Source organism: Streptomyces sp. RK9 (assembly GCF_045070545.1).
Taxonomy (GTDB): Bacteria; Actinomycetota; Actinomycetes; order Streptomycetales; family Streptomycetaceae; genus Streptomyces; species Streptomyces alboflavus.
On record NZ_CP173704.1, the window covers coordinates 842,425 to 864,323 of the forward strand.

Below are 21,899 nucleotides of genomic sequence, written 5' to 3' on the forward strand. Positions count from 1 at the left end.
AGTTGAGGACGTCAGCACGGTACGTCCCCTGCCGGGCGAACAGACGAAGACGAGGCCCCCTGATGACCATCGACACGCTCCCCCGCACCCCCGCCCACAGCCGGTCCGCGGCCCCCGCCCCGGCCTCCCCGGCCCCGGCCCGGGACCGCGTGCCCGCTCCGCGCCCCGCCTTCTGGCGCGCGCCCTTCGCCGCCGTCACCTTCCGCGAGTTCGGGTACACCCTGGTCTCGCTCCCGATCGCCGTCGCCGGGTTCGTCTTCGCCGTCACGCTGTTCTCGCTGGGCGCGGGGCTCGCCGTCACGCTGCTCGGGCTGCCCGTGTTCGCGGTGCTCCTGTCCGGGGCGCGCGGCCTCGGCGCGGTGGAGCGGCGGCGGGCGCGGGTGCGGCTCGGGGTCGAGGTGGACGGGCCCGCGGCCGTGCGGGTGGGGGACGGTGGGGTGTGGGCGCGGGCGCTGGCCCGGATCGGGGACGGGGCGGGGTGGCGGGCGCTGGTGTTCCAGGTCGTCATGTTCCCGTGGCGGGTGACGAGCTTCGTGGTGGCGCTCACGCTGTGGGTGACCGGCTGGGTCGTCGCGCTGTTCCCCGCGTACTCCTGGGTGTTCGCGCGCTACACCGACTGGCCGGGGTACCGCCTCTTCGACTACACGTCCGGCGGCGAGCACCACGCGTACTACATCGAGTCGCCCTGGCAGGTCGCCGGAGTCGGCGCCGTCGGCTGGCTGCTGGTGCTGCTGACGCCGCTGGTCGTGCGCGCGCTCACCGGCGTGGACCGGGCCGCGGTGCGCTCGCTGCTCGGCAGGTGAGCGTCCGGCCGCGCGGCCGCGGCCCGGGCCGACCCGACCCGCGTCAGCCCCACGCCCGCGAGGACCACCGCCATCCCGGCGAGCACCCGTACGCCGACCTCCTCCCCCAGGACCAGCGCGCCGAGGCCGACCGAGACGACCGGGAGCAGATAGCCGACCGTGGCCGCCGCGGTCGGTCCCTCGTCGGCGATGAGGCGGGAGTTGAGGTGGAAGGTGAGGCCGGTGCCGAACACGCCGAGGACGACGACGGCGAGGACGCCGGTGAGGGTGGGCGCCGACTCCGTGTGCGGGCTCGCGGGCAGGCCGAGCGTGGTCAGGCCGGTGGCGGCGAGGAGCTGGGCGGCGGAGAGGGCGAGCGGCGGGGTGTCGCGGCCGATGAGGTGGCGGGCCATGTACGCGAAGGCGACGGCGTAGCTGACGGCGGCGGCGAGGAGGGCGAGGGCGCCCGGGCTCGTGAGCCCCGACTGCTGCCAGGGCGCGAAGATCAGCAGGGTGCCGCCGAAGCCGAGCAGGAGCCCGGCGAGCCGCTTCGGGCCGAGCCCACGCTCCGTACCGAGGAGGAAGCCGAGGCCGAGGGACCACAGCGGGGTCGTGGCGTTCATGACGCCCGCGACCCCCGAGTCGACCGTCTGCTCGCCGATGCTGAAGAACAGGAACGGCAGCGCGTTGCAGAACAGGGCCGCCACCAGCAGATGCCCCCAGACGCGGCGGCCCCGCGGCAGGTGCTGGCGGGCCGAGCGGGCGAGGACGAGGAGCACGGCGGCGCCGAGCGCACAGCGCACGATCGTCACGTGCAGCGGCGCGAGGCCGCCCTCCAGGGCCAGCTTGATCCACAGAAAACTAGAGCCCCACAGCAGGGCGAGGACGGCGATTCGCATGCCTCGACGGTGCCCCCGCCCCATTCGTAAGACAAGCGAAAAGATTCCAAAGCAGCCTTAAGCTGTGCTGCATTCGGGGCGTACGCTGGCCGCATGCTCGACATGCGGCGCATGCAGATCCTGCGGGCGGTCGTCACCAGCGGCTCGGTGACCGCGGCGGCCCGGAACCTCGGCTACACCCCGTCCGCGGTCAGCCAGCAGATGGCGGCCCTGGAGAAGGAGGCGGGCACCCCGCTCCTGGAGCGCACCGGACGCGGGGTGCGGCCCACGGACGCCGGGCTGCTCCTCGCCGACTGCGCGACGGCCATCGGCCGGCACGTGGCCCACGCGGAGACGGCCCTCGCGGATCTGCGCACGGGTCGTACGGGACGGATCTCGGTACGGTACTTCGCCACCGCGGGCGCCCGCGTCGCCGCGCCCGCGCTCGCCCGCCTGCGCCGCGAACACCCCGGCGTGCGGGCCGAGTTGCGGCTCACCGACCCGGACGACCCGCTGCCCGAGGTGAAGGCGGGCCGCACGGACGTGGCCCTCGTGGTCCGACGCCACGACGCGCCCCCGGTCGACGGCCTCCGCTTCGTCCACCTCCTGGACGACCGCTACCGCGCGGTGCTGCCCCCGGCCCACCCCCTCGCCGCCCGCACGGAGCTGCGCCTCACCGACCTCGCCGACGAGCCCTTCGTCGGCAGCGAGTTGCCGGGCCCCTGCCTGGACGCGGTCCTGGACGCGTGCGGGTCGGCCGGGTTCACGCCGGACTTCGTGGTGGAGAGCGGGGACTACGCGACCGCGCAGGGGTTCGTGGCCGCCGGGGTCGGTGTCGCCCTGGTGCCGGAGATGGGCCTGGTCACGGCGCCGGGCACGGACGAGGGCCGCCCGGAGTGGGTCGTGCGCGAGGTCGTCGACCCGAAGCCGGTGCGGTCGATCTGGGCGGCGGTACGGGCGACGGCTCCGCAGGGGCCGGTGCTGCGGGCGTTCCTGGGGGCGCTGCGGGACGCGGCGGCGGAGGCGGGCGGGGCTGTCGGGCCGGATGGGATGAACGGGGCGGCCGAGGCTGGTGGGACTGCCTACACCGACCCCGACCTCGCACCCGGCCCCGCGTAGCACCGCACCCGCACCGTCTGTCGCGCGCTCCACCGCTGTTCGCCGACCCCGAGGAACTCCCAGCCCGCCCGCTCGTACAGCGCCACGGCCCCCGCGTCCGTGGCCACCACGTCGAGCACCGGCCACCGCCCCCGCTCCCTCGCGGCCCCCGCCACCCGGTCGAGGAGCACCGCGCCGACGCCACGCCCCCGCGCCCCCGGCCCCACGAACAACCGGCTGACCACGGCTGTCCCCTCCCCCTCCGAACCCGCCGAGCCCTCCGAACCCGCCGGGCCGCCCCGCGCGCCCCACATCCCGGGCGCCACGTCGTCCGCCCCCGCCCCGCAGAGCGCGACGTGCCCGCCGACGTCCCCGTCGGCCTCGGCCACCCAGGCCCCGAGCAGGCCGGACGGCGTCAGCCAGGCGGCCGGTTCGGCGGGCCAGTTGGTGGGGTAGCCGTCGCCCGCGTGCACGTCGGCGAGCACGCGCACGCAGGCGTCGAGGTCGGCGGGGGCCCGCTCCCGTACGAGAAGGTCCACGGCTTCGGCACCTGCGCGGCAGTCGCTCATCCGGGCATGGAAACACAGGCCCCGCACGCCCGGCGCGCGAGTTTCCCCGCGCGACCCGCCACCCACCACCGCCCGGGTGACCTCAGGCGAGGGACACCAACTCCCGGTACTCCGTGCTCCACAGGTCCTCGGTCCCGTCGGGCAGGACGAGGACCCGGTCGGGGCGCAGGGCGTCGAGGGCGCCCTCGTCGTGGGTGACCATGACGATCGCTCCGGGGTAGGTCCCGACGGCGGCGAGGACCTCGTCGCGGGACGCGGGGTCGAGGTTGTTGGTGGGCTCGTCCAGGAGCAGCACGTTGGCGCCGGAGTGGACGAGTCCGGCGAGGGCGAGGCGGGTCTTCTCGCCGCCGGAGAGCACCTTGGCGGGTTTGTCCGCGTCGTCGCCGCTGAACAGGAACGACCCGAGGACCCGCCGCACCTCGCCGTCGGTAAGGCCCGGTGCGGCCGCCGCGAGGTTCTCCCGTACGGTCGACTCCCCGTCCAGGGTGTCGTGTTCCTGCCCGAAGTACCCGACGCGCAGCCCGTGTCCGCGCACGACCCGGCCCGCGTCCGGCGTCTCGCGCCCGGCGAGGAGGCGCAGGAGCGTCGTCTTCCCCGCGCCGTTGAAGCCGAGCACGACCAGGCGGCTGCCCCGGTCCACGGCGAGGTCCACGCCGTGCAGGACCTTCAGGGTCCCGTACGCCTTCTCCAGGCTGACCGCGCCGAGGGGCATGCGGCCGCAGGGTGCGGGCTCGGGGAGCCGTATGCGGGCGACCTTCTCGCCGCGCCGCGCGGGTTCGGTGCCCGCGAGCAGCCGGTCGGCGCGGCGCGCCATGTTCTTCGCGGCGGTCGCGGTGGCGACGTGGGCGCGCATGCGGTCGGCCTGGGTGCGCAGGGCGGTGGCCTTCCGCTCGGCGTTGGCGCGCTCCCGGGTGCGGCGGCGCTCGTCGGCGGCGCGCTGGGCGAGGTAGGCGGGCCAGGTGGTGTTGTGGACGTCGAGGGCGGCGCGGCCGGGGTCGAGGTGGAAGACGCGGTTCACGACGTCGGCGAGCAGCGTCACGTCGTGGCTGACCAGGACGACACCGCCCGGGTAGGCGCGCAGGAACGCCCGCAGCCACTCCACCGAGTCCCGGTCGAGGTGGTTGGTGGGCTCGTCGAGCAGCAGGGTGTCGGGGCGCGCGAACAGCATCCGGGCGAGTTCGACGCGGCGCCGCTGGCCGCCCGACAACTCGCCCACGGCCTGCCCGAGGACGCGCTCGGGCAGGCCGAGCCCGGCCGCGACCCGGGCGGCCTCGGCCTCGGCCGCGTAGCCGCCCCCGGCCTGGAAGGCGTCGTCGGCGCGGGCGTAGGCGGCGAGCGCGGCCCGTGCGTCGGCGCTGTCGGGGCTGTCGGGGCTGTCGGCACCGTCGGCGCTGTCGGCCAGGGCGGACTCAGCGTCCCGGAGCGCGCGCACCGCCGCGTCGAGGCCGCGTGCCGAGAGGATCCGGTCGGTGACGGTGGCGGCGGGGTCGGCGGCGGCCGGGTCCTGGGCGAGGTGGCCGAGGGAGCCGGTGCGGGTGACCGTGCCGGTGGCGCTCGGGGCCTGGCCCGCGAGGGTCTTCAGGAGGGTGGACTTGCCCGCGCCGTTGCGGCCGACCAGGCCGACGCGGTCGCCGGGGCCCACGTGGAAGGAGATGCCGGACAGCAGGGTCCGGGCGCCGACGCGCAGGTCGACGTCACGTACAGAAAGCATGGGGAAACGCTCCGCACTAGCGAAAAAGGACACACGGGTGACGTGAAGGCGTGTGTCCTGGCTAGGAGATGCGGGGCGTAGGCATGCCTCCAGGCTAGGCGGCGCCCCACCGCGCCCGCACCCGCTTTTCCGGGCGCCCCCGCCAGAGCCCACCACCGGAGCCCACCATCGGTGCTCCCGACCAGTCCCCGACGCCCCGCCCGTGCGCCCGCCCTGCGAACCCCCCGCACCCGCGAGATGATCGCCCCATGGACGCCACGCTGCACCTCGCACAGCAAGAAGAGGCCGACGCGCTGCTGAGCCGCAGCCCGCTGGCCGCGCTCGTAGGGATGCTCCTGGACCAGCAGGTGCCCATGGAGTGGGCTTTCGCGGGTCCGTACACGATCGCCGTGCGGATGGGGGCGGACGACCTCGACGCCCACGACATCGCGGCGTACGACCCGGACGCCTTCGTCGAGCTGCTCTCCGCCAAACCCGCCGTGCACCGCTACCCGGGCGCGATGGCGGGGCGCGTGCAGAAGCTGTGCCAGTACCTCGTGGAGCACTACGAGGGCGACGCGGAGGCCGTCTGGCGGGACGCGGCCGACGGCAAGGAGCTGCTGCGGCGCCTGAACGAGCTGCCCGGCTTCGGCAAGCAGAAGGCCCAGATCTTCCTGGCCCTGCTCGGCAAGCAGCTCGGCGTGAAGCCCAAGGGCTGGCAGGAGGCGGCGGGGGCGTACGGGGAGCCGAAGGCGTTCCGGTCCGTCGCGGACATCACGGGACCCGATTCCCTCCAGAAGGTCCGCGCGCACAAGCAGGAGATGAAAGCGGCGGCGAAGGCGGCGAAGAGCTAAGCGGGCTCGACGAAGTCCGCTGCGGTACGAAAGCGCCCCGAAGGGGCGCGGGGAACTGCGCGACCAGCCACGATGCCGCCGCAGACGACCGACGACCGAGCACGGCACATCCAGCGGAGCGCTCAGCGCCGCCGCTTCGCCGTCCCGAACACCGACCGCGAGATCTCCCGCCCGATCTGCGTCCCCATCGACCGCAGCAGCGACTTGAACATCCCGCTGCCCATCACCTGCTCGACGACGGACCCGCCCCCGCTCTCCTTCGGCTTCGCCTTCGCCGGACGCGGAGCCTCTTCCGCAGCGGGCGCGGACGCGGCGGCCCGCTCGGCCTCCCGCGCGCTCAGCCGCTCGTACGCCGACTCCCGGTCCACCGCCTCCGCGTACCGCCCGTACAGCGGCGAATCGCGGACGGCCCGCTCCAGGTCCGCCGCCGGGATCGGGCCCATCAGGGACTGCGGCGCCCGCAGCCGCGTGACCGCGACCGGCGTGGGCGCGCCCTTCTCGCTGAGCACGGTGACGACGGCCTCGCCGGTGCCGATGCCGGTGAGGGTCTCCTCCAGGTCGTACGCGGAGTTCGGGAACGTACGGACGGTCGCCTTGAGGGCCTTCTCGTCCTCGGGCGTGAAGGCGCGCAGGGCGTGCTGCACGCGGTTGCCGAGCTGGGCGAGGACGTCGGCGGGCACGTCCTTCGGGGTCTGGGTGACGAAGAAGACGCCGACGCCCTTGGACCGGATCAGCCGCACGGTCTGCGTGATGGACTCCAGGAACGCCTTGGAGGCGCCGCTGAACAGCAGATGGGCCTCGTCGAAGAAGAAGACGAGCTTGGGCTTGTCCACGTCCCCGACCTCGGGCAGGTCGTGGTACAGGTCGGCGAGGAGCCACATCAGGAAGGTGGAGAAGAGGGCGGGCTTGTCCTGCACGGAGGGCAGTTCGAGTACGGAGACGAGGCCGGGGGCATCCGGTCCGGCACCGGCACCTCCCGCGCCGAGCAGCTCCCGCGTGTCGAACTCCGGCTCCCCGAAGAAGTCCCCCATCCCCTGCGCCTCGAACGCCGTCAGCGCCCGCAGGATGACCCCGGCGGTCGCCGTCGACAGACCGCCGACCGTCTTCAGCTCCGGCTTGCCCTCGTCCGACGTGAGGAAGGCGACGACCGCGCGCAGGTCCTTCAGGTCGACGAGTTCGAGGCCCTTCTGGTCGGCGTAGTGGAAGATCAGGCCGAGCGACTGCTCCTGCGTCTGGTTCAGCTGGAGCACCTTCGACAGGAGGACGGGCCCGAAGCTGGTGATCGTGGCCCGCACGGGGATCCCGGTGCCGATCCCGCCGAGGGCGTAGAACTCGCTCGGGCACCCGCGCGGCACCCACTCCTGGCCCACGTCCCGGGCCCGCCCGGTGACCCGGTCGTTCGCCTCGCCGGGCGCGGAGATCCCGGACACGTCGCCCTTGATGTCGGCGAGGAAGACGGGCACGCCCTGGGCGGACAGCTGCTCGGCGATCAGCTGGAGGGTCTTGGTCTTGCCGGTGCCGGTGGCGCCCGCGACGAGGCCGTGCCGGTTGAGCATCGGCAGCGGGATGCGCACCTGCGCCCCGGGGAGGCACTGCCCGTCCCACAGCAGGGCGCCGAGGTCGAGGGCGGGGCCTTCGAAGGCGTACCCGGCGGCGATCGCGGCGGCTTCCGGGGGCAGCGTGGACGGCTCGGCGGGCTCGGCGGGCGCGGACGGCGCGGACGGCGCGGACGGCGCGGAGCGCGCGGACGGTCCAGACGGCTCAGACGGCGTCAGCGCGGGGTCGGACACGGACTCGTTCGGGCGGTTTCCGCCATCGGGTGTGGACGGCATCGGCTGGCTGTCGCTCACTTCGGCCCCTGCTCCCGGCTTGAGAGTTCCGGGTTTGTCCCGGTTTCCGGCGTCATTTCCCAGGGTCGCACTCGGCCGCCATGGCTGCGCCCGGAGAGCCTTGACCGGTAGGCTTTCCGTGTGATCTTCAAGCGCATCGGAAACGGCCGGCCGTACCCCGACCACGGCCGGGAAAGCACCCGGCAGTGGGCGGACGTCGCGCCGCGCCCGGTCCGCCTCGATCAGCTCGTGACGACCAAGGGCCAGCTGGACCTGGAAACGCTGCTCGCCGAGGACTCCACGTTCTACGGCGACCTCTTCGCGCACGTCGTGAAGTGGCAGGGCGATCTGTACCTGGAGGACGGGCTGCACCGCGCCGTCCGCGCCGCGCTCCAGCAGCGCCAGGTGCTGCACGCCCGCGTTCTCGAACTGGGCTGAGCCCGGGCCCCCGGCCCGCGTTGGCCCTTTCGGGTTGGCCTTGGCACCGGGCAATGATCATTTAGTAGGAATCACCGCCGCGCGGCACTACGCTGCGCCCATGAGCATGCTCACTCCCCCCGGCATGGGCGGCAAGTACCGCATCACGGGGGACAAATACCCGCGAATGCGCCGCCCGAGCGGCCGTCGCCGGATCGTGCTCGCAGTCGTCGCCTCCCTCGCCGTGGCCGGGCTGCTCGGCTGGGGCAGCCTCCAGCTCATCGACGTGTTCTCCGGCGACGACAAGGCGTCGGCGGCGGGCGGGGCGAAGGACTGCGCGACGAAGCCGGCACCGGCCGACGCGGCGCGCAAGGCCGAGCCGAAAGCTTTCCCCCAGCCCCGCCAGATCACCGTCAACGTCTTCAACGCCACCCCGCGCGAGGGCCTCGCCAAGGAGACCGCCGCCGAGCTGAAGAAACGCGGCTTCACCATCGGCGACGTGGACAACGCGACGAAGGCGTTCGACAAGAAGGTCGAGGGCCCGGGGATAGTGCTCGGCGCGAAGTCCGCCGCCGACACCGCGCTGCCGGTGCTCGCCACCCAGGTCAAGGGCGCCGCCCAGCAGACGGACGCCCGCAAGGGTGGCGAGGTCGACCTGATCCTCGGCAGCAAGTTCAAGTTCCTGGCGAAGAAGGCGGACGCCGACAAGGCCCTCGCGGCACTCGCGGCGCCCGCCCCGAAGCCCGCGAAGGCGGACCGGACGGACGGCAAGAACTGCTGAGCACCGCGCTCGGCAAGACCTGCTGAGCGCTACTCGGCCGTCCCGTACATGCGGTCGCCCGCGTCGCCGAGGCCCGGCACGATGTACCCGTTCTCGTTGAGGCGCTCGTCCACCGCCGCCGTCACGACCGTCACCGGCGTGCCCGCCAGCTCGCGCTCCATGACCTCGACGCCCTCCGGGGCGGCGAGCAGGACCACGGCGGTCACGTCGTCCGCGCCGCGCTTGATGAGCTCCTGGATCGCCGCGACCAGCGTGCCGCCGGTGGCGAGCATCGGGTCGAGGACGTAGACCTGGCGGCCGGAGAGGTCCTCCGGCATCCGGGTCGCGTACGTGGACGCCTGCAGCGTCTCCTCGTTGCGGATCATGCCCAGGAAGCCGACCTCGGCGGTCGGGAGCAGCCGGACCATGCCGTCGAGCATGCCGAGACCGGCGCGCAGGATCGGCACGACCAGCGGGCGGGGATACGACAGCTTGACGCCGGTCGTCCCGACCACGGGGGTCTCGATGTCGACCTGCTCGGTGCGCACGTCCCGGGTGGCCTCGTACGCGAGCAGGGTGACCAGCTCGTCGGCCAGGCGCCGGAAGGTCGGGGAGTCGGTGCGCTTGTCGCGCAGCGTGGTGAGTTTGTGCGCCACCAGCGGGTGGTCGACGACGTGGATCCGCATTGTTCAACAGTAACCGGGCGAAGCGGCCCCCTGATCCCCCCGCGCTGGCATCAACCCCGGCCACGGGGGGAAGGTGGACGTACGAACTGGGGTGGTGTGGCCTATGCCCGACCGGGAAGCGCGCGAGAGCGACGCCGAGCGACGCAGGCGACGCGAGACGGAAGCCGAGCGGCGCAGGCGCCGTGCCCAGTTCCTGCACGAGTTGACCGAGGCCCGCGAGCTGCGGGCCCGGGTGACACCACGCCGCGCACGGGCGGCCCGGCTGCGGCAGGCGATGCGTATGCGTACGTTCCGCTGGTAGCCGTGAGGGCGGCCGCGGCACCAAAGCGGCATGTGATTCGCAACGCGACGCGGACACAGCGGTCCGAAGACCTCTCCTGAAGCCGTTGTTTCTGCCACGATTCCGAGTGGGCGGGGCTTGGAACAGCACTCCCGCCGCCGACGTCCGCCGGGGGGACCCCCAACCGGCGCCTATGAACAGTGGGAGAGTCACGGTGTACTTCGCCGCACTGCTCGCGCGCACCGAAGACGGGTGGGAAGCGAGCGACACGGAGCTCGACGATGTGGAGACCCTGTCGGATCTGACCGACCTGGCCCGTGAGGCCGCCGCCGGCATCACGGGCGCCGACGACGACACAGTCCTCGTCTTCATCGAACAGGAAGACGCCTGGTTCGGCGTCGTCCGTGTGGACGGCGAGGAGGACCCGCGGATCTACGTCTCCGACGCCGCGGCCGCCGCCCGCAGCGCCTACGGCGAGATCCTGCTCACCGACGAGATGCTGGGCCGCGACCCGGACGACGAGGACGACGCCCTGGAGGCGCTGAACCTCGACGGCACCGAGGACGGCGAGTCCGACAGCTCCGACGACGACGCGGAAGGACCGGACGCCGCGGGCGAGACCGTGCCCTCCGGGCCGCTCGGGGACAGGGCGATCCTCGGCGACCTCGGCATCTCCGAGAAGGAGCTGCTCGCCCTGGAGAGCGGCGACGCGCTCAACGAGATCGCCGAGATCCTCGGAGCCGCGGAGGTCCTCGAGACCGTCCGTTAGGTTCACCGTGTGACACAACTCCCGGATCCGGTACGAGAGCGCTGGCGGGCGCCCATGCGGATCGCCCTGGACGAGGCCGAACGGGCCGTCCTGGGCGGTGACGTGCCCGTCGGCGCCGTCGTGCTCGCCGCGGACGGCGAGACGGTGCTCGCCACCGGCCACAACGAACGCGAGGCCGGGGGCGACCCCACCGCGCACGCCGAGATCCTCGCGCTGCGCCGGGCCGCCGAGAGGCTCGGCGGCTGGCGGCTGCCCGGCTGCACGCTCGTCGTCACCCTGGAGCCGTGCGTGATGTGCGCGGGCGCGCTCCAGCAGTCCCGCCTGGAACGCGTCGTCTACGGCGCCCGCGACGCCAAGGCCGGGGCCGCGGGCTCCCTGTGGGACCTGCTGCGCGACCGGCGCCTCAACCACCGGCCCGAAGTGATCGAAGGAGTGCTCGCCGAGGAGGGCGCGCGGCTGCTCACCGACTTCTTCGCCCGCTCCCGGGACCGCGGCGGCCCGGCGGCCGAGGGGTAGTCCAAACGGATTTCGGTCCACGGCCCACCTTGGGCTAGGATCTCTCTCGGTAGCGTGTCCGAGCGGCCGAAGGAGCTCGCCTCGAAAGCGAGTGTGGCGCAAGTCACCGAGGGTTCAAATCCCTCCGCTACCGCCACAGACACCCCGTCGGTCCAGGAAACTGGACCGGCGGGGTGTTTCGCGTGCGGCGGCCAGTGAAGCGGAACGCTTCGCACTAAGTGCGCACAAGCGATCGAGTGCCGCCACAAGCAATCATTTCTTCGTTTTATGTGACGGGCCGGGAGAATCAGGCATTCCGCCGCGCCGTCACGGGTAGGGCACGGCCACAGTCAGCCGACCCGCACCGGACGGACGTACGGCCATGGGCATCCTGAACTTCATCCGCAGCCTCGGTGACACGGCCAAGGAGGTCGCCCGCGGCGTCGGGGACGCCATCGGCGCTCTGCCCAAGGCCTGCGTCGACATCTACTCCGCCCGCCAGGAGACCAAGCGCCTGGAGATCCACGACCGCAGGCTGCGGGACTTCGCCAAGGAGGAGCGCAAGCACGCCGCCGCGGCCCCCGGACCGGGCGGCGGCTCCTCGACGCCGTCCTCCCAAGTCGACCTGCTGCCACCGCACTCCACCGTCACCGTGCCCCCGAGCCAGTGGTCGGAGGAGCAGCGCGAGCACGAGCGCAGGCTCCAGCAGGAGGGCGCGCGGCTCGCCGAGCGGCACGCCCGCCTCACCGACGAACTGGCACGGGGCCGCATCGAGTTGAAGGCGGGCCTGCGCCGCGAGCAGTCCGACCGCGAGCACCACCAGCGCAAGGACGAGCGGTCGCACGGCGCACAGGTCGACTACGAACTGAACCAGGCGCTCGCCGACGCCGCCCACCACCGCGAGCACACCCCCTTCGCGCTGGTCTATCCGCACCAGGTGAGCGCCCAGATCACCGCCGAGACCCGCAACGGCACCCTGCCCGCGCTCATCACCGCCCCCTTCTTCCGCGCCAGCGACCCGCACGCGCAGATCGACCCGGTCAACGCCGAGTTCGACTCCCATCTGCGCGAGGCCCTCAGGGAACTGCCGGGCCCCAAGCTGATGGCGGGCGTGCCGGGCCTGTTCCGGCGCCCCCTCAACCGGCACGAGACCGACCTGTACCTCGTCCGCCAAGTGCTCGCCGCGCACCCCGTGGTGCTCGTCCACGGAGAGATCACCGAGGGCTGGCGCACCCGCGTGGACATCGTCGCCTGGAACCTCTACGGCGAGGCCTCCGCCGCCGCCACGCTGCCCGAAGTCCCGCGGCGGCTCGGCACCTTCGACGCGCTCTCGCCCCTCGTGCCCGCCGCGGTGCGGCTCTCGCTGCCGTTCCCGGCGCTGCCGGCGGAGGCGGGCAAGGAGCGGCACGCGGTCGAGGCGCAGATCGCCACGGTGGCCGCGGGCGTCGCCGCCGTGATCGCCGAGTGGTTCCACGTGGCGGCCGGGCACGACCCGCAGCTGCACTCCCGGCTCGACGGCTCCCTCGACCCGCTGCCCCGCGCCGCCGCCCTCGGCACCGCCGCGATGCTGGACGTCTCCGTCGACCGGGGCCTCAAGGCGGAGACCGACGCGCTCATCCAACAGGCGGCCACGTACCAGGAGGCCGGACTCGACGAGCCCGCCCTGATCACCGCCCGCCGCGCGCTGCACCTGCCCACGCCCGGCACGCGCGCGGAACGCCAGACCTATCTGGACCGCGTGCGCGGACTGCTGCCCGTCCTGGACTCGCTGAAGCTCGGCACCGAGGCGGCCGGGCTGCGGGCCTCCGCCGAGGGCATCGCGGCCGAGGAGAACCGCCGCAGGCTCCTCGGGGACGGCGACGACGGCGATGACGACGAGGTGAGGGGCCGGAGCGGTGCGCCGGGCCGGGGCAAGAGGGAGGACGGCTGACGATGGCGCGGTTTCGGGTGGCGGCGGCCATCGACTTCGGTACGCACGCCAGCGGGTACGCCTGGAGTGCCGTCACCCGGGACGGCGCGGACCCACGGCGGCGCGACGTCGTCGACCGAGAGCAGTGGCCCGGGACCACCGAGAAGCGCTATCCGAAGACCCGCTCCGCCCTGCTCCTCGACGCCTCCGACACCGTGCTCGCCTGGGGGTACCCGGCCGTACGCGCCGAACGCCCGCCGGGCGCCCGCCTCGTCACCGGCATGAAGATGTCGCTGCGCCCCTCCGACGACCCCTCACGGCCCGCCCCCGGCAACCGCGTGCCCCGCGCGCTCTCCGACGATCTGTCACGGCCCGTGCCGCTGATCGCCGCGTACCTCGCCCGGCTGCGGGAGGTCGCCGTCGCCGAGATCACCGCCGGGGGCCGCTACCGCGAGTCGGACATACGGTGGTGCCTGACCGTGCCCGCCATCTGGTCCCAGGCCGCGCTCGGCGCCATGCGCGAGGCCGCGGGCACGGCCGGTTTCCCGTCCGGGCACGACGCGCTGCTGCTCGAACCCGAGCCGGACATGGCCGCGGTGTACTGCGCCGTCCAGGAGCTGACGCCGACCGGCCCTGTGCGGGCGCTGCTCAGCGCGTTCCGCAGGCCGGGGCGGCGGTTCGTGGTGGCGGACTGCGGCGGCGGCACGGTCGACGTGGTGGCGTACGAGGTGCTCGGGGACGGCTCCCTCGCACAGCTCGGCCGCCCCTCCGGGGGTGCGTTCGGCGCCACGTACACGACGAACAGGTTCATCCAGGACGTGCTCGGCAGCCGGTTCCTGGACCAGACGAACCTGGAGCGGCTGACCCGCCATCACTGGGCGGAGTTCCAGGAGCTGTTGGGCGACTGGGAGACGCACCGCAACACGTTCACGGTCGGCTCCCGCGAGAGCGTGGCGCTGCGCGTGGACGGCCTGCACGGGCTGCTGTCCCCCGAGGACCTGCGCCACCTCGGCGAGGTCCAGGGCGGCAAGGGGGACCGGATCGTCGTCCGGCCCAAGGAGATGGCCGGGCTCCTGGAGTCGGCGGTCGGGGGGATCCTGCCGCTCGTCGACGAGCACGTGGCGCGGGCGGCGGAGGCGGCCGGGGGCGGCCGTCCCGACGTGTATCTGGTCGGCGGGTTCTCCAAGTCGCCCTATCTGCGCGAGCGCGTACGGGCCCACGTCGGGCAGCGGGCGCGGGTCTTCACCCCGGACCGGCCGGAGCGGGCGGTGCTGCACGGGGCGGTGCACCGCTGCTACGCCTCGGCGGTCGGCGAGGACGGCGCCCGCGCCGCCGGTTCCGCGACCGCCGCGCGCCGCGCCGGGCCCGACATCTCGGAACGCTGCGCGCTCTACACGTACGGCGCCCGCGTCTCCGAGCCGTACGACGACGAGGACGGCGCGCAGGACCGGCCCCTGGAGACCAACGACGAGGGGCGGCACTTCTGCCCCGACCGCTTCCTGCGGTTCGTCGCCATCGGGCAGCGCGTCGGCGTCGGCCACGAGGTGGCCCACCGGAACGTGGTGCCCATCCGGGCCGACCTGCCCCTCATGACCGTCGAGTTCTACGCCACGCACGCCCCGGACCCCCGCTACTACGACTCGGCGCCCGCCAAGCGCATCGGCCACCTCACCGTCGACCTCAGCACCTGCATGCACCTGCCGCGCGAGGACCGCGAGGTCGACATCCACCTGACCTTCGGCCGCGCGGAGATCACCGTCCGCGCGGTCATCCGGCACGACGGCAAGGCGGCCGACGCGACGCTCGACCTCGACCCCGAGTTCTGACGGCGCTCCGCGCTCCGGCCGCGTGGCACGCGGCACTCCGCACGACCCGAACTCCGGCTGACGGGGAGGCGATCCGGATGTTCTCCCGAAGGGGCAACCGCGACGAGGACGGCGAGCGCGTCCGCGAGAGCGGCGGGTACGCCGACGCCGTCCTCCCGGGCGTCCTCGCCCGCCTCGACGCGCTCACCGCCGCGGTGCGCGACCTCGGCGACGACGTCGAGCGCCACGAGGAGGACATCCGCGACCTCCTCGCCGCGGGCGGTTCCGGCGACGGTGACGTGCTCGACGAGTCCCGCCGCCGTGCCCTCGACGTCGCGGACGACCTCCAGCAGGTGTGGCTGCGCGCCTGGGAGGCGAGCACGGAGGGCGCCCGAGGGGCGCGGGAGCAGGCGTGGGGGGTGGGGGAGCTGATTCGAAGGGTGTTGGGGGTGGGTGGGGTGGAGGGGGCGGGCGGTGCGGTGCCTTCTGTGCCTGCGGAGGTCGTGGGGGGCGAGGGTGGTTCGTGGGAGGCCGCGAAGGGGGCGCTGCGGGGTGCCGCCGCCGAGGCGGGGGTGGAGTTCTCCTGGGATCCGGTGTCGCTGGGGTGGGCCGACGGGCGGCCGGGGGCCGGGGCGCAGTCGGGCGTGGGCGCGCCGTTCGGGGCGGGGGTCGACTGCGAGTTGTGGCCCGGCTGTGTGGCCTGGGATCCGGTGCTGTTCGTGGTGCGGCCCGCGGTCGTGCACCGGGGGCAGCGGGTGGCGCCGCCGATGGTGTTCACGGGGGCGGTGGTGGTGGATGGGGTGGGTGGGCTGGATGGGGTGGATGGGCTGGATGGGGCGGACCGAACGGACAGGGTGTACGGGCCGGACAGGGTGGACGGGCCGGGCGAGGTGGACGGGCCGGACAGGGTGGACAGGCCGGACAGGGTGGACGGGCCAGGCGAGGTGGACGGGCCGGACAGGGTGGACAGGCCGGGCGAGGTGGACAAGGTGGAGTCCGGTGGGGCTCGGCCCGGGGTGCGCGGTGGGGAGCCGTCCGTGGTGCGGGGGCGGGGGCGGTGGGTCTGGCGGGTGCGGGGGCATCGGGAGCGGCGGGGGTCGGGTGGGGCGGGGCCGCCCGCGCGGTGAGCGGGGCGGAACCGTCCACGCTGCCAGCGGGGCGGAGGCGTCCGCGCGGTGAGCAGGACGAGGCCGTCCACGCTGCCAGCAGGCCAGAACCATCCGCACGGTGAGCAGAGCGGAAGCCGCCACGCACTGAGCAGAGCGGAAGCCGCCACGCACTGAGCAGAGCGGAAGCCGCCAAGCCAGCCGCGAGGCCAGCCCCACCCCCGCCCGGAGCAGACCCGTCGCCCCTCACTCCTCCCCGTCCTCCGCCCGCTCCACCAGCACCAGCCCCACGAACCGCGCCAGATGAGCCCCCGCGACCAGCGCCGCGCTCGTCGCCACCGCCGTCCGGAACGGTGTCGAGTCCGTCGTGAGGAGCAGCCCCGCCCCGGCCGCGAGCACGGCGGTGCCCGTGGCGAAGGCCGCCGTCGGCCAGAGCCTCGGCGGCGCGGCGGGCGCCGTGTCCCGTCCCGCACGCCTCGCCCGTACCGCCCGCGCCGCCCGAACTTCCCGTACCGCCCGCGCCGTCGCCACGCCGTGCCCCGCCGCCGCCCCGGCCAGCACCACCCCCGCCGCCACCCGCCCCGTCCCCCCGAAGGACGGCAGCGACGCCGTCGCCGCGACGAGGCCCGCCACGGCGGCCGCCGCGTGGCCGTGGGCCGCGCGGCGGCGGGCGGGGTCGAAGAAGGCCGCGTGGACGAGCCAGGCCAACTCGCCGGCGAGGCCGACGGCGGCCGTGCCGATGAGGGTCCAGCGGGGGCCGGGCACCCGCCCCGGGGGTACGCCGACGACGAGGGTGCCGCTCAGGAGGAGGACGATCCCGGCGTGGTAGAAGCCGCGGGTGCGGTCGGCCCAGCGCAGGCTGAGGGTGGCGTGGCCGCGCTGGACGTTGCGCAGCCAGCGGGTCGGCCGCCCGCCCTGCATCTCGCCGGGCCACCACTGGGCCAACTCCTCGGGCAGGGTGTCGTAGCGGCGGGCCCAGACGGCGGCCTGGACGGCGCCGATCTGCGCGAGTCCGGAGGCGATGAACAGGGACACCGCGGCGTCCGGCCAGCGGGCGAAGCGGGGCTGGGCCGCGGCGAGCGTCGGCAGGAGCAGCGCGGCCATGGTGAAGCTCGCCCCGGCGAGCAGCGGGGCCGCGAAGCCGCCGAGGCCCTGGATGCTGGCGGCGTACCCGAGGGGGAGCGGCGGCTGCCAGGTGTCGCGGGGGAGCCGCCGCGGCGCCCGCGCCGCCCGCCGCACCCCCCGGCGCGGCGCACCGGCACCACGCGGGGCCCGCGCCCCGCCTCGGCGCCGCGGACCGCCTCGGCCCGCGCCCGGCGCACCGCCGCCTCCACCCTCACCCGGCGCACCGCCACCTCTGCCCGCGCCCGACGCACCACCCCCGCCGCCCCGCCGGCCACGCGCCCCCCTCCCCTCAGCTCCGGGAACGCGGGCACCCCCGCTCGTGCCGCTCGTCGACCCCGCCGCACTCGGCGCACACCCGCCCGCGGCCGCGGGTGCCGCCGAACTGGAGGCGGCGGGTGCCGGTGGTGCCCGTGCGGGCCGGGGGGACGATCTGGTGGGGGCCGGGGCGCAGGCCGAAGGCGCCGCGCAGGAGCCGCATGACCTGTTCGACGGAGTCGGCGGTCGGCTGGGGCTCGGCGGGCAGCGTGAAGTACAGCTCGACGCCGTCGGGCGGGTGCAGGCTCACGGACTGAAGCGTTCCGCCCATGCGTTCGAAAAGGGCGCGCAGCGTCGGCTCCGCCGCGGGAACGAGAAACCTGGGCAGTTCGTCCGCGGCCACGGACAGTCGTACGTGAATGACCATCTGCATGGGATGCATCACCCCCCGTAATGCGGACAAGCATACGGACCGGGGGTATTGATCACGAGTACTTCGCCATTTCGCGGGGGCACCGCCGAAGAACACCCGGCCGCCACCGGAGAAGCACCGGAGAACACCGAACAGACACGGAAAAACCCCGGCGCCGTCATGGCGCCGGGGCGTTCTTCCGATAGGACGGGGGAGGCGGCATCGGGGGGACAAGCCACCTCCCCCGATGAGGACCGAACTCTCAAGTCAACGCCGCCACCGGGGGAAGAGGACGGCGCGGACCCCGCAGTGGAGACCGGTCCCGGGCCCTTGGATTCCTGCCAGATCCGCCGGGCTCACCACCATCCTGCGCCGCCCGCAACCGGAAACGGGCAGGCGAAGGGCCTCTGCCGCCGGGTCATTGGTCCTTAAAAACCTGGTGAGTTCGCGCCACGTTAGACTCGCCCGGCACAAGCGGAACACGGCACGGAACACGGCACGCGGGGGTACGGGGATGAACGGGCACGGGGAGGCCACAGCGTGAAGGACCCGAAAAAGATCATTCTTTTCGTCCTCGTGGTGTTCGTCCTGTACGTGATCATCACCGACCCGGCCAAGGCCGCGGACTACGTCCAGGTAGGGTTCGAGGGCATTTCGAACGCCGCCAAGGCCATCGGCGACTTCATGACCTGGGTCGCCAACGGCGGCAAGGACGACTGAGGGAGCGCGCCCGTGATCCGCCATCTGGTCCTCTTCAAGCTCAACGACGGCGTCGAGCGCGACGACCCCCGCGTCGTCGCGGGCGTCAAGGCCTTCGAGGAGCTCGGCGGGATCATCCCCGAGCTGCGCTTCTGGGAGTGCGCCTGGAACATCTCCGAGCGCCCCATCGCGTACGACTACGCCATCAACTCGGCCGTCGACGACACCGATGCGCTCACCCGCTACCTGGAGCACCCCGCGCACCAGGCGGGCGTCGGACTGTGGCGCGAGTTCGCCACGTGGGTGATCGCCGACTACGAGTTCTGAGGCCGCCGCCGCGTTTTCCACGGCCCCGCACCGGGAACGGTGCGGGGCCGTTTCGCGCCTTCTGCCCCAACTTGCCCCTCAACACGGAGTTATCAGGTGCTTGCACACAGTGCACATGTCTTGTGATGCTATGACCGCTTTTGACGGATGAGTTGACCGAGGTCGACCGAGCTTGACCGAGCTCGGCCGGACTCGCCGGAGAAGGGGTGGCGTTGACCGTGCCGGCCAGTTCTGCGCCCGAAGCACTGCCCGCCCAGGTGACCGAAGGGCCACCCGTGAAGGCCCCGAGCACCCGGGGCGCCGACACCCGCGCCCTCACCCAGGTCCTGTTCGCCCAGCTCAAGGGGCTCACCGTGGGCACCCCCGAGCACGGCAGGGTGCGCGGCGCGCTCATCGAGGCCAACCTGCCCCTGGTGCGCTACGCGGCCGCCCGCTTCCGCAGCCGCAACGAGCCGATGGAGGACGTCGTCCAGGTCGGCACCATCGGCCTCATCAACGCCATCGACCGCTTCGACCCCGACCGGGGCGTGCAGTTCCCGACCTTCGCCATGCCCACGGTCGTCGGCGAGATCAAGCGGTACTTCCGCGACAACGTGCGCACCGTCCACGTACCGCGCCGGCTGCACGAGCTGTGGGTGCAGGTCACCGGGGCGACGGAGGACCTGACCACGTCCTTCGGGCGCTCGCCCACCACCGCCGAGATCGCCGAGCGACTGCGGATCACCGAGGAGGAGGTGCTCTCCTGCATCGAGGCCGGGCGTTCGTACCACGCGACGTCCCTGGAGGCCGCGCAGGAGGGCGACGGGCTGCCCGGGCTCCTGGACCGGCTCGGGTACGAGGACCCGGCCCTTGACGGCGTCGAGCACCGCGACCTGGTCCGGCACCTGCTGGTCCAACTGCCCGAGCGGGAACAGCGGATCCTGCTCCTTCGCTACTACAGCAATCTGACGCAGTCCCAGATCAGCGCAGAATTGGGCGTTTCCCAGATGCATGTGTCGCGACTGCTCGCCAGGAGCTTCGCGCGGCTTCGGTCCGCAAATCGGATCGAGGCGTAACCGTATCGGGTGGAACAGCCTTTCGGCCGTTACCGACGGAGCCACGGCCGAAAAAGTCTCAGACCCCCTCTTTCCTGCACGGACGTCACCCTCACTTGTCGACAAGTCACTACAGCGTGTTGCCGACATGTGACATTCTGCTGGAACCGCGTTTGCCGGGGCCCCGCCGCCGGTATTCAGGTGGAGGCTGCGTTCCTTCGACGGGGCGCCGGCCGCGACCGTCCGCGACCTCAAGGGGGTGGCATGTCCGCAGACCAGGGCAGCTCGAAGGTGCTCACGCTCACGCTCGAAGACAGTGCGAGCGAATCAGCGCCCGACGCGCTCAAGGGTTCCGAGGCCGTATCCCCGGCCCCGGGAGCCATCGACACCCGCACCCTGTCCCGCTCCCTCTTCCTGCGGCTCGCCGCACTCGACCAGGACAGCCCCGAGCGTGCCTACGTCAGAGACACCCTGATCGAGCTCAACCTCCCCCTGGTGCGGTACGCCGCGGCCCGCTTCCGCAGCCGCAACGAACCGATGGAGGACATCGTCCAGGTCGGCACCATCGGCCTCATCAAGGCGATCGACCGGTTCGACTGCGAACGCGGCGTGGAGTTCCCGACGTTCGCGATGCCGACCGTCGTCGGCGAGATCAAGCGCTTCTTCCGGGACACCAGTTGGTCCGTGCGCGTCCCGCGCCGGCTCCAGGAGCTGCGCCTGGCCCTCACGAAGGCCAGCGACGAGCTCGCCCAGCGCCTCGACCGCTCGCCCACGGTGCCCGAACTGGCCGCCGTGCTCGGCGTGTCCGAGGAGGACGTGGTCGACGGCCTCGCCGTCGGCAACGCGTACACCGCCTCCTCCCTCGACTCCCCCGCCCCCGAGGACGACGGCGGCGAGGGCTCCCTCGCGGACCGCCTCGGCTACGAGGACACCGCCCTGGAGGGCGTCGAGTACCGCGAGTCCCTGAAGCCGCTCCTCGCCAAACTGCCCCCGCGCGAGCGCCGCATCATCATGCTGCGCTTCTTCGCGAACATGACGCAGTCCCAGATCGGCGAGGAGGTCGGCATCTCGCAGATGCACGTCTCGCGCCTGCTGACGCGGACGCTGGCGCAGCTGCGGGAAGGGCTCATCGCGGACTGAGCCCTTCGGCCGGTCCTCGGTTGCCGGATGGCACGGATCCTGTTGACAGGGTTCCTAATTGACGGAGCGTCAGCCACACTGGCGCGATGCTTCGTGGTGCGTGGAGTGGCGGACGTGGCCGCCGGGGCGCGATGGCGGGTGCCTCGGCGGTCGTACTGGGTCTGGGCGGGCTTGTCGCCGCGTGCGGCGGTGACGGGCGGGACGGCTTCGTGGCCACCGGTGCGGCCGGGGGCGGGCCGGAGAAGGGGTCCGGGAAGACCGTGGGGCCGGGCGGGGACGTGGAGTTCGTGCCGCTGGACGGGAAGCCGTCCGGGAGCCCGTCCGGGAGCCCGTCCGAGGGGTCGTCGGGGAAGGGCTCAGGGGCGGGTGGATCCGGGCGGGGCGGGGGTGACGACGGCCGTTCCCCCGGCGGGGGTTCGCCCGGCGGCAGCGCCAGTTCAGACTCCCCGGACGCGCCGAGCAGCCCGTCGACCGGCCACGGCAAGGGCGGCGGCGAAGTTGATGACGGCACCCGCCCCGGCTCCCCGAGCGACACCACCCCCGGCCCCGGCACTCCCCCGAAGCCCGGGCCGAACCCGACCCCGGACCCGGACCCGGACCCGGATCCCAAGCCGAACCCGGACCCGAAGCCCGAACCCCCCGCCCCCGCCGCCCTCAAGGTCGGCGAGCCCCGGCGCGCCGCCGGGGACAAGCGGTGGTGCGAGGACGTGACCGTCAGCTTCCGCAACACCGGGGGGTCCGCGGTGCGTTCGGGCAGCCTGACGTTCGGTACGCACATCATCGGCGCCCTCGGCGTGGACTGGGGGTCGATCGAGTCCACGCGGAAGCTCCCGGCACCCATCAAGGCCGGGAGAACCGTGAAGAAGACTTGGCCTGTTTGTGTCGACTGGTGGCGCGTTCCGCTCGGCATGCGGGCCGAGACGCGCGTGGTCGACGTGGAGTGGAAGTAGCGCCCGAGGAGGCCGAGGACGCGCCCCCGG

At 73.5% G+C, this 21,899-nt stretch carries 22 protein-coding genes, 1 tRNA gene and 1 pseudogene; 17 read left to right on the forward strand and 7 right to left on the reverse strand.

Going from position 1 to position 21,899, the window contains the following annotated elements:
* Positions 1 to 62 precede the first annotated feature (62 nt).
* Positions 63 to 734: pseudogene (locus tag AB6L24_RS23870) on the forward strand (sensor domain-containing protein); the annotation flags it as partial.
* On the opposite strand, the gene AB6L24_RS23875 reads toward AB6L24_RS23870, so the two are convergent.
* A complete protein-coding gene (locus AB6L24_RS23875; protein ID WP_405658227.1) occupies positions 671 to 1,681 on the reverse strand; it encodes a DMT family transporter in 1,011 nt (336 codons plus the stop codon). The pseudogene AB6L24_RS23870 and the gene AB6L24_RS23875 sit on opposite strands and share 64 nt — an antisense overlap.
* A gap of 93 nt (positions 1,682 to 1,774) precedes the next feature.
* Between AB6L24_RS23875 and AB6L24_RS23880 the strand changes: the two genes are divergently transcribed.
* Complete coding sequence (locus AB6L24_RS23880; RefSeq protein WP_405658230.1) at positions 1,775 to 2,779, forward strand: LysR family transcriptional regulator; 1,005 nt, start codon at positions 1,775 to 1,777, stop codon at positions 2,777 to 2,779.
* On the opposite strand, the gene AB6L24_RS23885 is transcribed toward AB6L24_RS23880, so the two are convergent.
* Complete coding sequence (locus tag AB6L24_RS23885) at positions 2,743 to 3,327, reverse strand: GNAT family N-acetyltransferase (RefSeq protein ID WP_405658232.1); 585 nt, start codon at positions 3,325 to 3,327, stop codon at positions 2,743 to 2,745. The two genes, AB6L24_RS23880 and AB6L24_RS23885, sit on opposite strands and share 37 nt — an antisense overlap.
* An 82-nt stretch (positions 3,328 to 3,409) precedes the next feature.
* A complete protein-coding gene (locus tag AB6L24_RS23890) occupies positions 3,410 to 5,038 on the reverse strand; it encodes an ABC-F family ATP-binding cassette domain-containing protein (RefSeq protein ID WP_405658236.1) in 1,629 nt (542 codons plus the stop codon).
* Between the two features lie 248 nt (positions 5,039 to 5,286).
* Here AB6L24_RS23890 and AB6L24_RS23895 point away from each other — a divergent pair, with 248 nt between their 5' ends.
* A complete protein-coding gene (locus AB6L24_RS23895; RefSeq protein ID WP_405658238.1) occupies positions 5,287 to 5,871 on the forward strand; it encodes an HhH-GPD-type base excision DNA repair protein in 585 nt (194 codons plus the stop codon).
* A gap of 122 nt (positions 5,872 to 5,993) precedes the next feature.
* Here the strand turns inward: AB6L24_RS23895 and AB6L24_RS23900 are convergent, their stop codons facing one another.
* Positions 5,994 to 7,721, reverse strand: a complete 1,728-nt coding sequence (locus AB6L24_RS23900; protein WP_405658241.1) for a helicase HerA-like domain-containing protein — start codon at positions 7,719 to 7,721, stop codon at positions 5,994 to 5,996.
* A 120-nt stretch (positions 7,722 to 7,841) separates the two neighbouring features.
* Between AB6L24_RS23900 and AB6L24_RS23905 the strand changes: the two genes are divergently transcribed.
* On the forward strand, positions 7,842 to 8,138 hold the full coding sequence (locus AB6L24_RS23905) for a type II toxin-antitoxin system VapB family antitoxin (RefSeq protein ID WP_003955420.1): 297 nt from the start codon (positions 7,842 to 7,844) through the stop codon (positions 8,136 to 8,138).
* A gap of 100 nt (positions 8,139 to 8,238) precedes the next feature.
* Positions 8,239 to 8,898 carry a LytR C-terminal domain-containing protein gene (locus AB6L24_RS23910; protein WP_405658243.1) on the forward strand — a complete coding sequence of 220 codons (660 nt, stop codon included), beginning with the start codon at positions 8,239 to 8,241 and terminating at the stop codon, positions 8,896 to 8,898.
* A 29-nt stretch (positions 8,899 to 8,927) separates the two neighbouring features.
* On the opposite strand, the gene upp is transcribed toward AB6L24_RS23910, so the two are convergent.
* Positions 8,928 to 9,563: a uracil phosphoribosyltransferase gene (gene upp / locus AB6L24_RS23915; protein ID WP_030363603.1), complete on the reverse strand. Its 636-nt coding sequence runs from the start codon at positions 9,561 to 9,563 to the stop codon at positions 8,928 to 8,930.
* 103 nt (positions 9,564 to 9,666) lie between these two features.
* Here upp and AB6L24_RS23920 point away from each other — a divergent pair, with 103 nt between their 5' ends.
* The 7 genes from AB6L24_RS23920 to AB6L24_RS23950 all read left to right on the forward strand — a co-directional run bounded on the left by AB6L24_RS23920 (position 9,667) and on the right by AB6L24_RS23950 (position 15,948).
* Complete coding sequence (locus AB6L24_RS23920; protein ID WP_030363602.1) at positions 9,667 to 9,864, forward strand: hypothetical protein; 198 nt, start codon at positions 9,667 to 9,669, stop codon at positions 9,862 to 9,864.
* 193 nt (positions 9,865 to 10,057) lie between these two features.
* The gene (locus AB6L24_RS23925) at positions 10,058 to 10,612 is read left to right on the forward strand and encodes a hypothetical protein (protein WP_380843587.1); all 555 of its coding nucleotides are present in this window, start codon (positions 10,058 to 10,060) and stop codon (positions 10,610 to 10,612) included.
* Positions 10,613 to 10,666: 54 nt separating this feature from the next.
* Positions 10,667 to 11,128 carry a tRNA adenosine(34) deaminase TadA gene (tadA, locus tag AB6L24_RS23930; RefSeq protein WP_405663290.1) on the forward strand — a complete coding sequence of 154 codons (462 nt, stop codon included), beginning with the start codon at positions 10,667 to 10,669 and terminating at the stop codon, positions 11,126 to 11,128.
* Between the two features lie 48 nt (positions 11,129 to 11,176).
* Positions 11,177 to 11,264: transfer RNA gene (locus tag AB6L24_RS23935), tRNA-Ser, on the forward strand.
* Positions 11,265 to 11,489: 225 nt separating this feature from the next.
* The gene (locus AB6L24_RS23940) at positions 11,490 to 13,037 is read left to right on the forward strand and encodes a hypothetical protein (protein WP_405658246.1); all 1,548 of its coding nucleotides are present in this window, start codon (positions 11,490 to 11,492) and stop codon (positions 13,035 to 13,037) included.
* A gap of 2 nt (positions 13,038 to 13,039) precedes the next feature.
* Positions 13,040 to 14,842, forward strand: a complete 1,803-nt coding sequence (locus AB6L24_RS23945) for a hypothetical protein (RefSeq protein WP_405658248.1) — start codon at positions 13,040 to 13,042, stop codon at positions 14,840 to 14,842.
* A 77-nt stretch (positions 14,843 to 14,919) separates the two neighbouring features.
* Entirely contained in the window at positions 14,920 to 15,948 is a 1,029-nt protein-coding gene (locus AB6L24_RS23950; RefSeq protein ID WP_405658250.1) for a hypothetical protein, read from the forward strand.
* Positions 15,949 to 16,173: 225 nt separating this feature from the next.
* Here AB6L24_RS23950 and AB6L24_RS23955 read toward each other — a convergent pair whose 3' ends face one another.
* A complete protein-coding gene (locus AB6L24_RS23955) occupies positions 16,174 to 17,166 on the reverse strand; it encodes a hypothetical protein (RefSeq protein ID WP_405658252.1) in 993 nt (330 codons plus the stop codon).
* A 175-nt stretch (positions 17,167 to 17,341) separates the two neighbouring features.
* A complete protein-coding gene (locus tag AB6L24_RS23960; protein WP_405658255.1) occupies positions 17,342 to 17,740 on the reverse strand; it encodes a hypothetical protein in 399 nt (132 codons plus the stop codon).
* Positions 17,741 to 18,259: 519 nt separating this feature from the next.
* Here AB6L24_RS23960 and AB6L24_RS23965 point away from each other — a divergent pair.
* The 5 genes from AB6L24_RS23965 (at position 18,260) to AB6L24_RS23985 (ending at position 21,869) form a co-directional block, all read left to right on the forward strand.
* The gene (locus AB6L24_RS23965) at positions 18,260 to 18,439 is read left to right on the forward strand and encodes a hypothetical protein (RefSeq protein ID WP_030357901.1); all 180 of its coding nucleotides are present in this window, start codon (positions 18,260 to 18,262) and stop codon (positions 18,437 to 18,439) included.
* A gap of 12 nt (positions 18,440 to 18,451) precedes the next feature.
* The gene (locus AB6L24_RS23970; RefSeq protein WP_030357900.1) at positions 18,452 to 18,745 is read left to right on the forward strand and encodes a Dabb family protein; all 294 of its coding nucleotides are present in this window, start codon (positions 18,452 to 18,454) and stop codon (positions 18,743 to 18,745) included.
* A 206-nt stretch (positions 18,746 to 18,951) separates the two neighbouring features.
* The gene (locus tag AB6L24_RS23975; RefSeq protein WP_380843383.1) at positions 18,952 to 19,800 is read left to right on the forward strand and encodes an RNA polymerase sigma factor SigF; all 849 of its coding nucleotides are present in this window, start codon (positions 18,952 to 18,954) and stop codon (positions 19,798 to 19,800) included.
* A gap of 243 nt (positions 19,801 to 20,043) precedes the next feature.
* A complete protein-coding gene (locus AB6L24_RS23980) occupies positions 20,044 to 20,919 on the forward strand; it encodes an RNA polymerase sigma factor SigF (protein WP_380843381.1) in 876 nt (291 codons plus the stop codon).
* Positions 20,920 to 21,005: 86 nt separating this feature from the next.
* Positions 21,006 to 21,869 (forward strand): hypothetical protein, encoded by an 864-nt coding sequence (locus tag AB6L24_RS23985; RefSeq protein WP_405658259.1) that lies wholly within the window; start codon positions 21,006 to 21,008, stop codon positions 21,867 to 21,869.
* Positions 21,870 to 21,899: the final 30 nt, after the last annotated feature.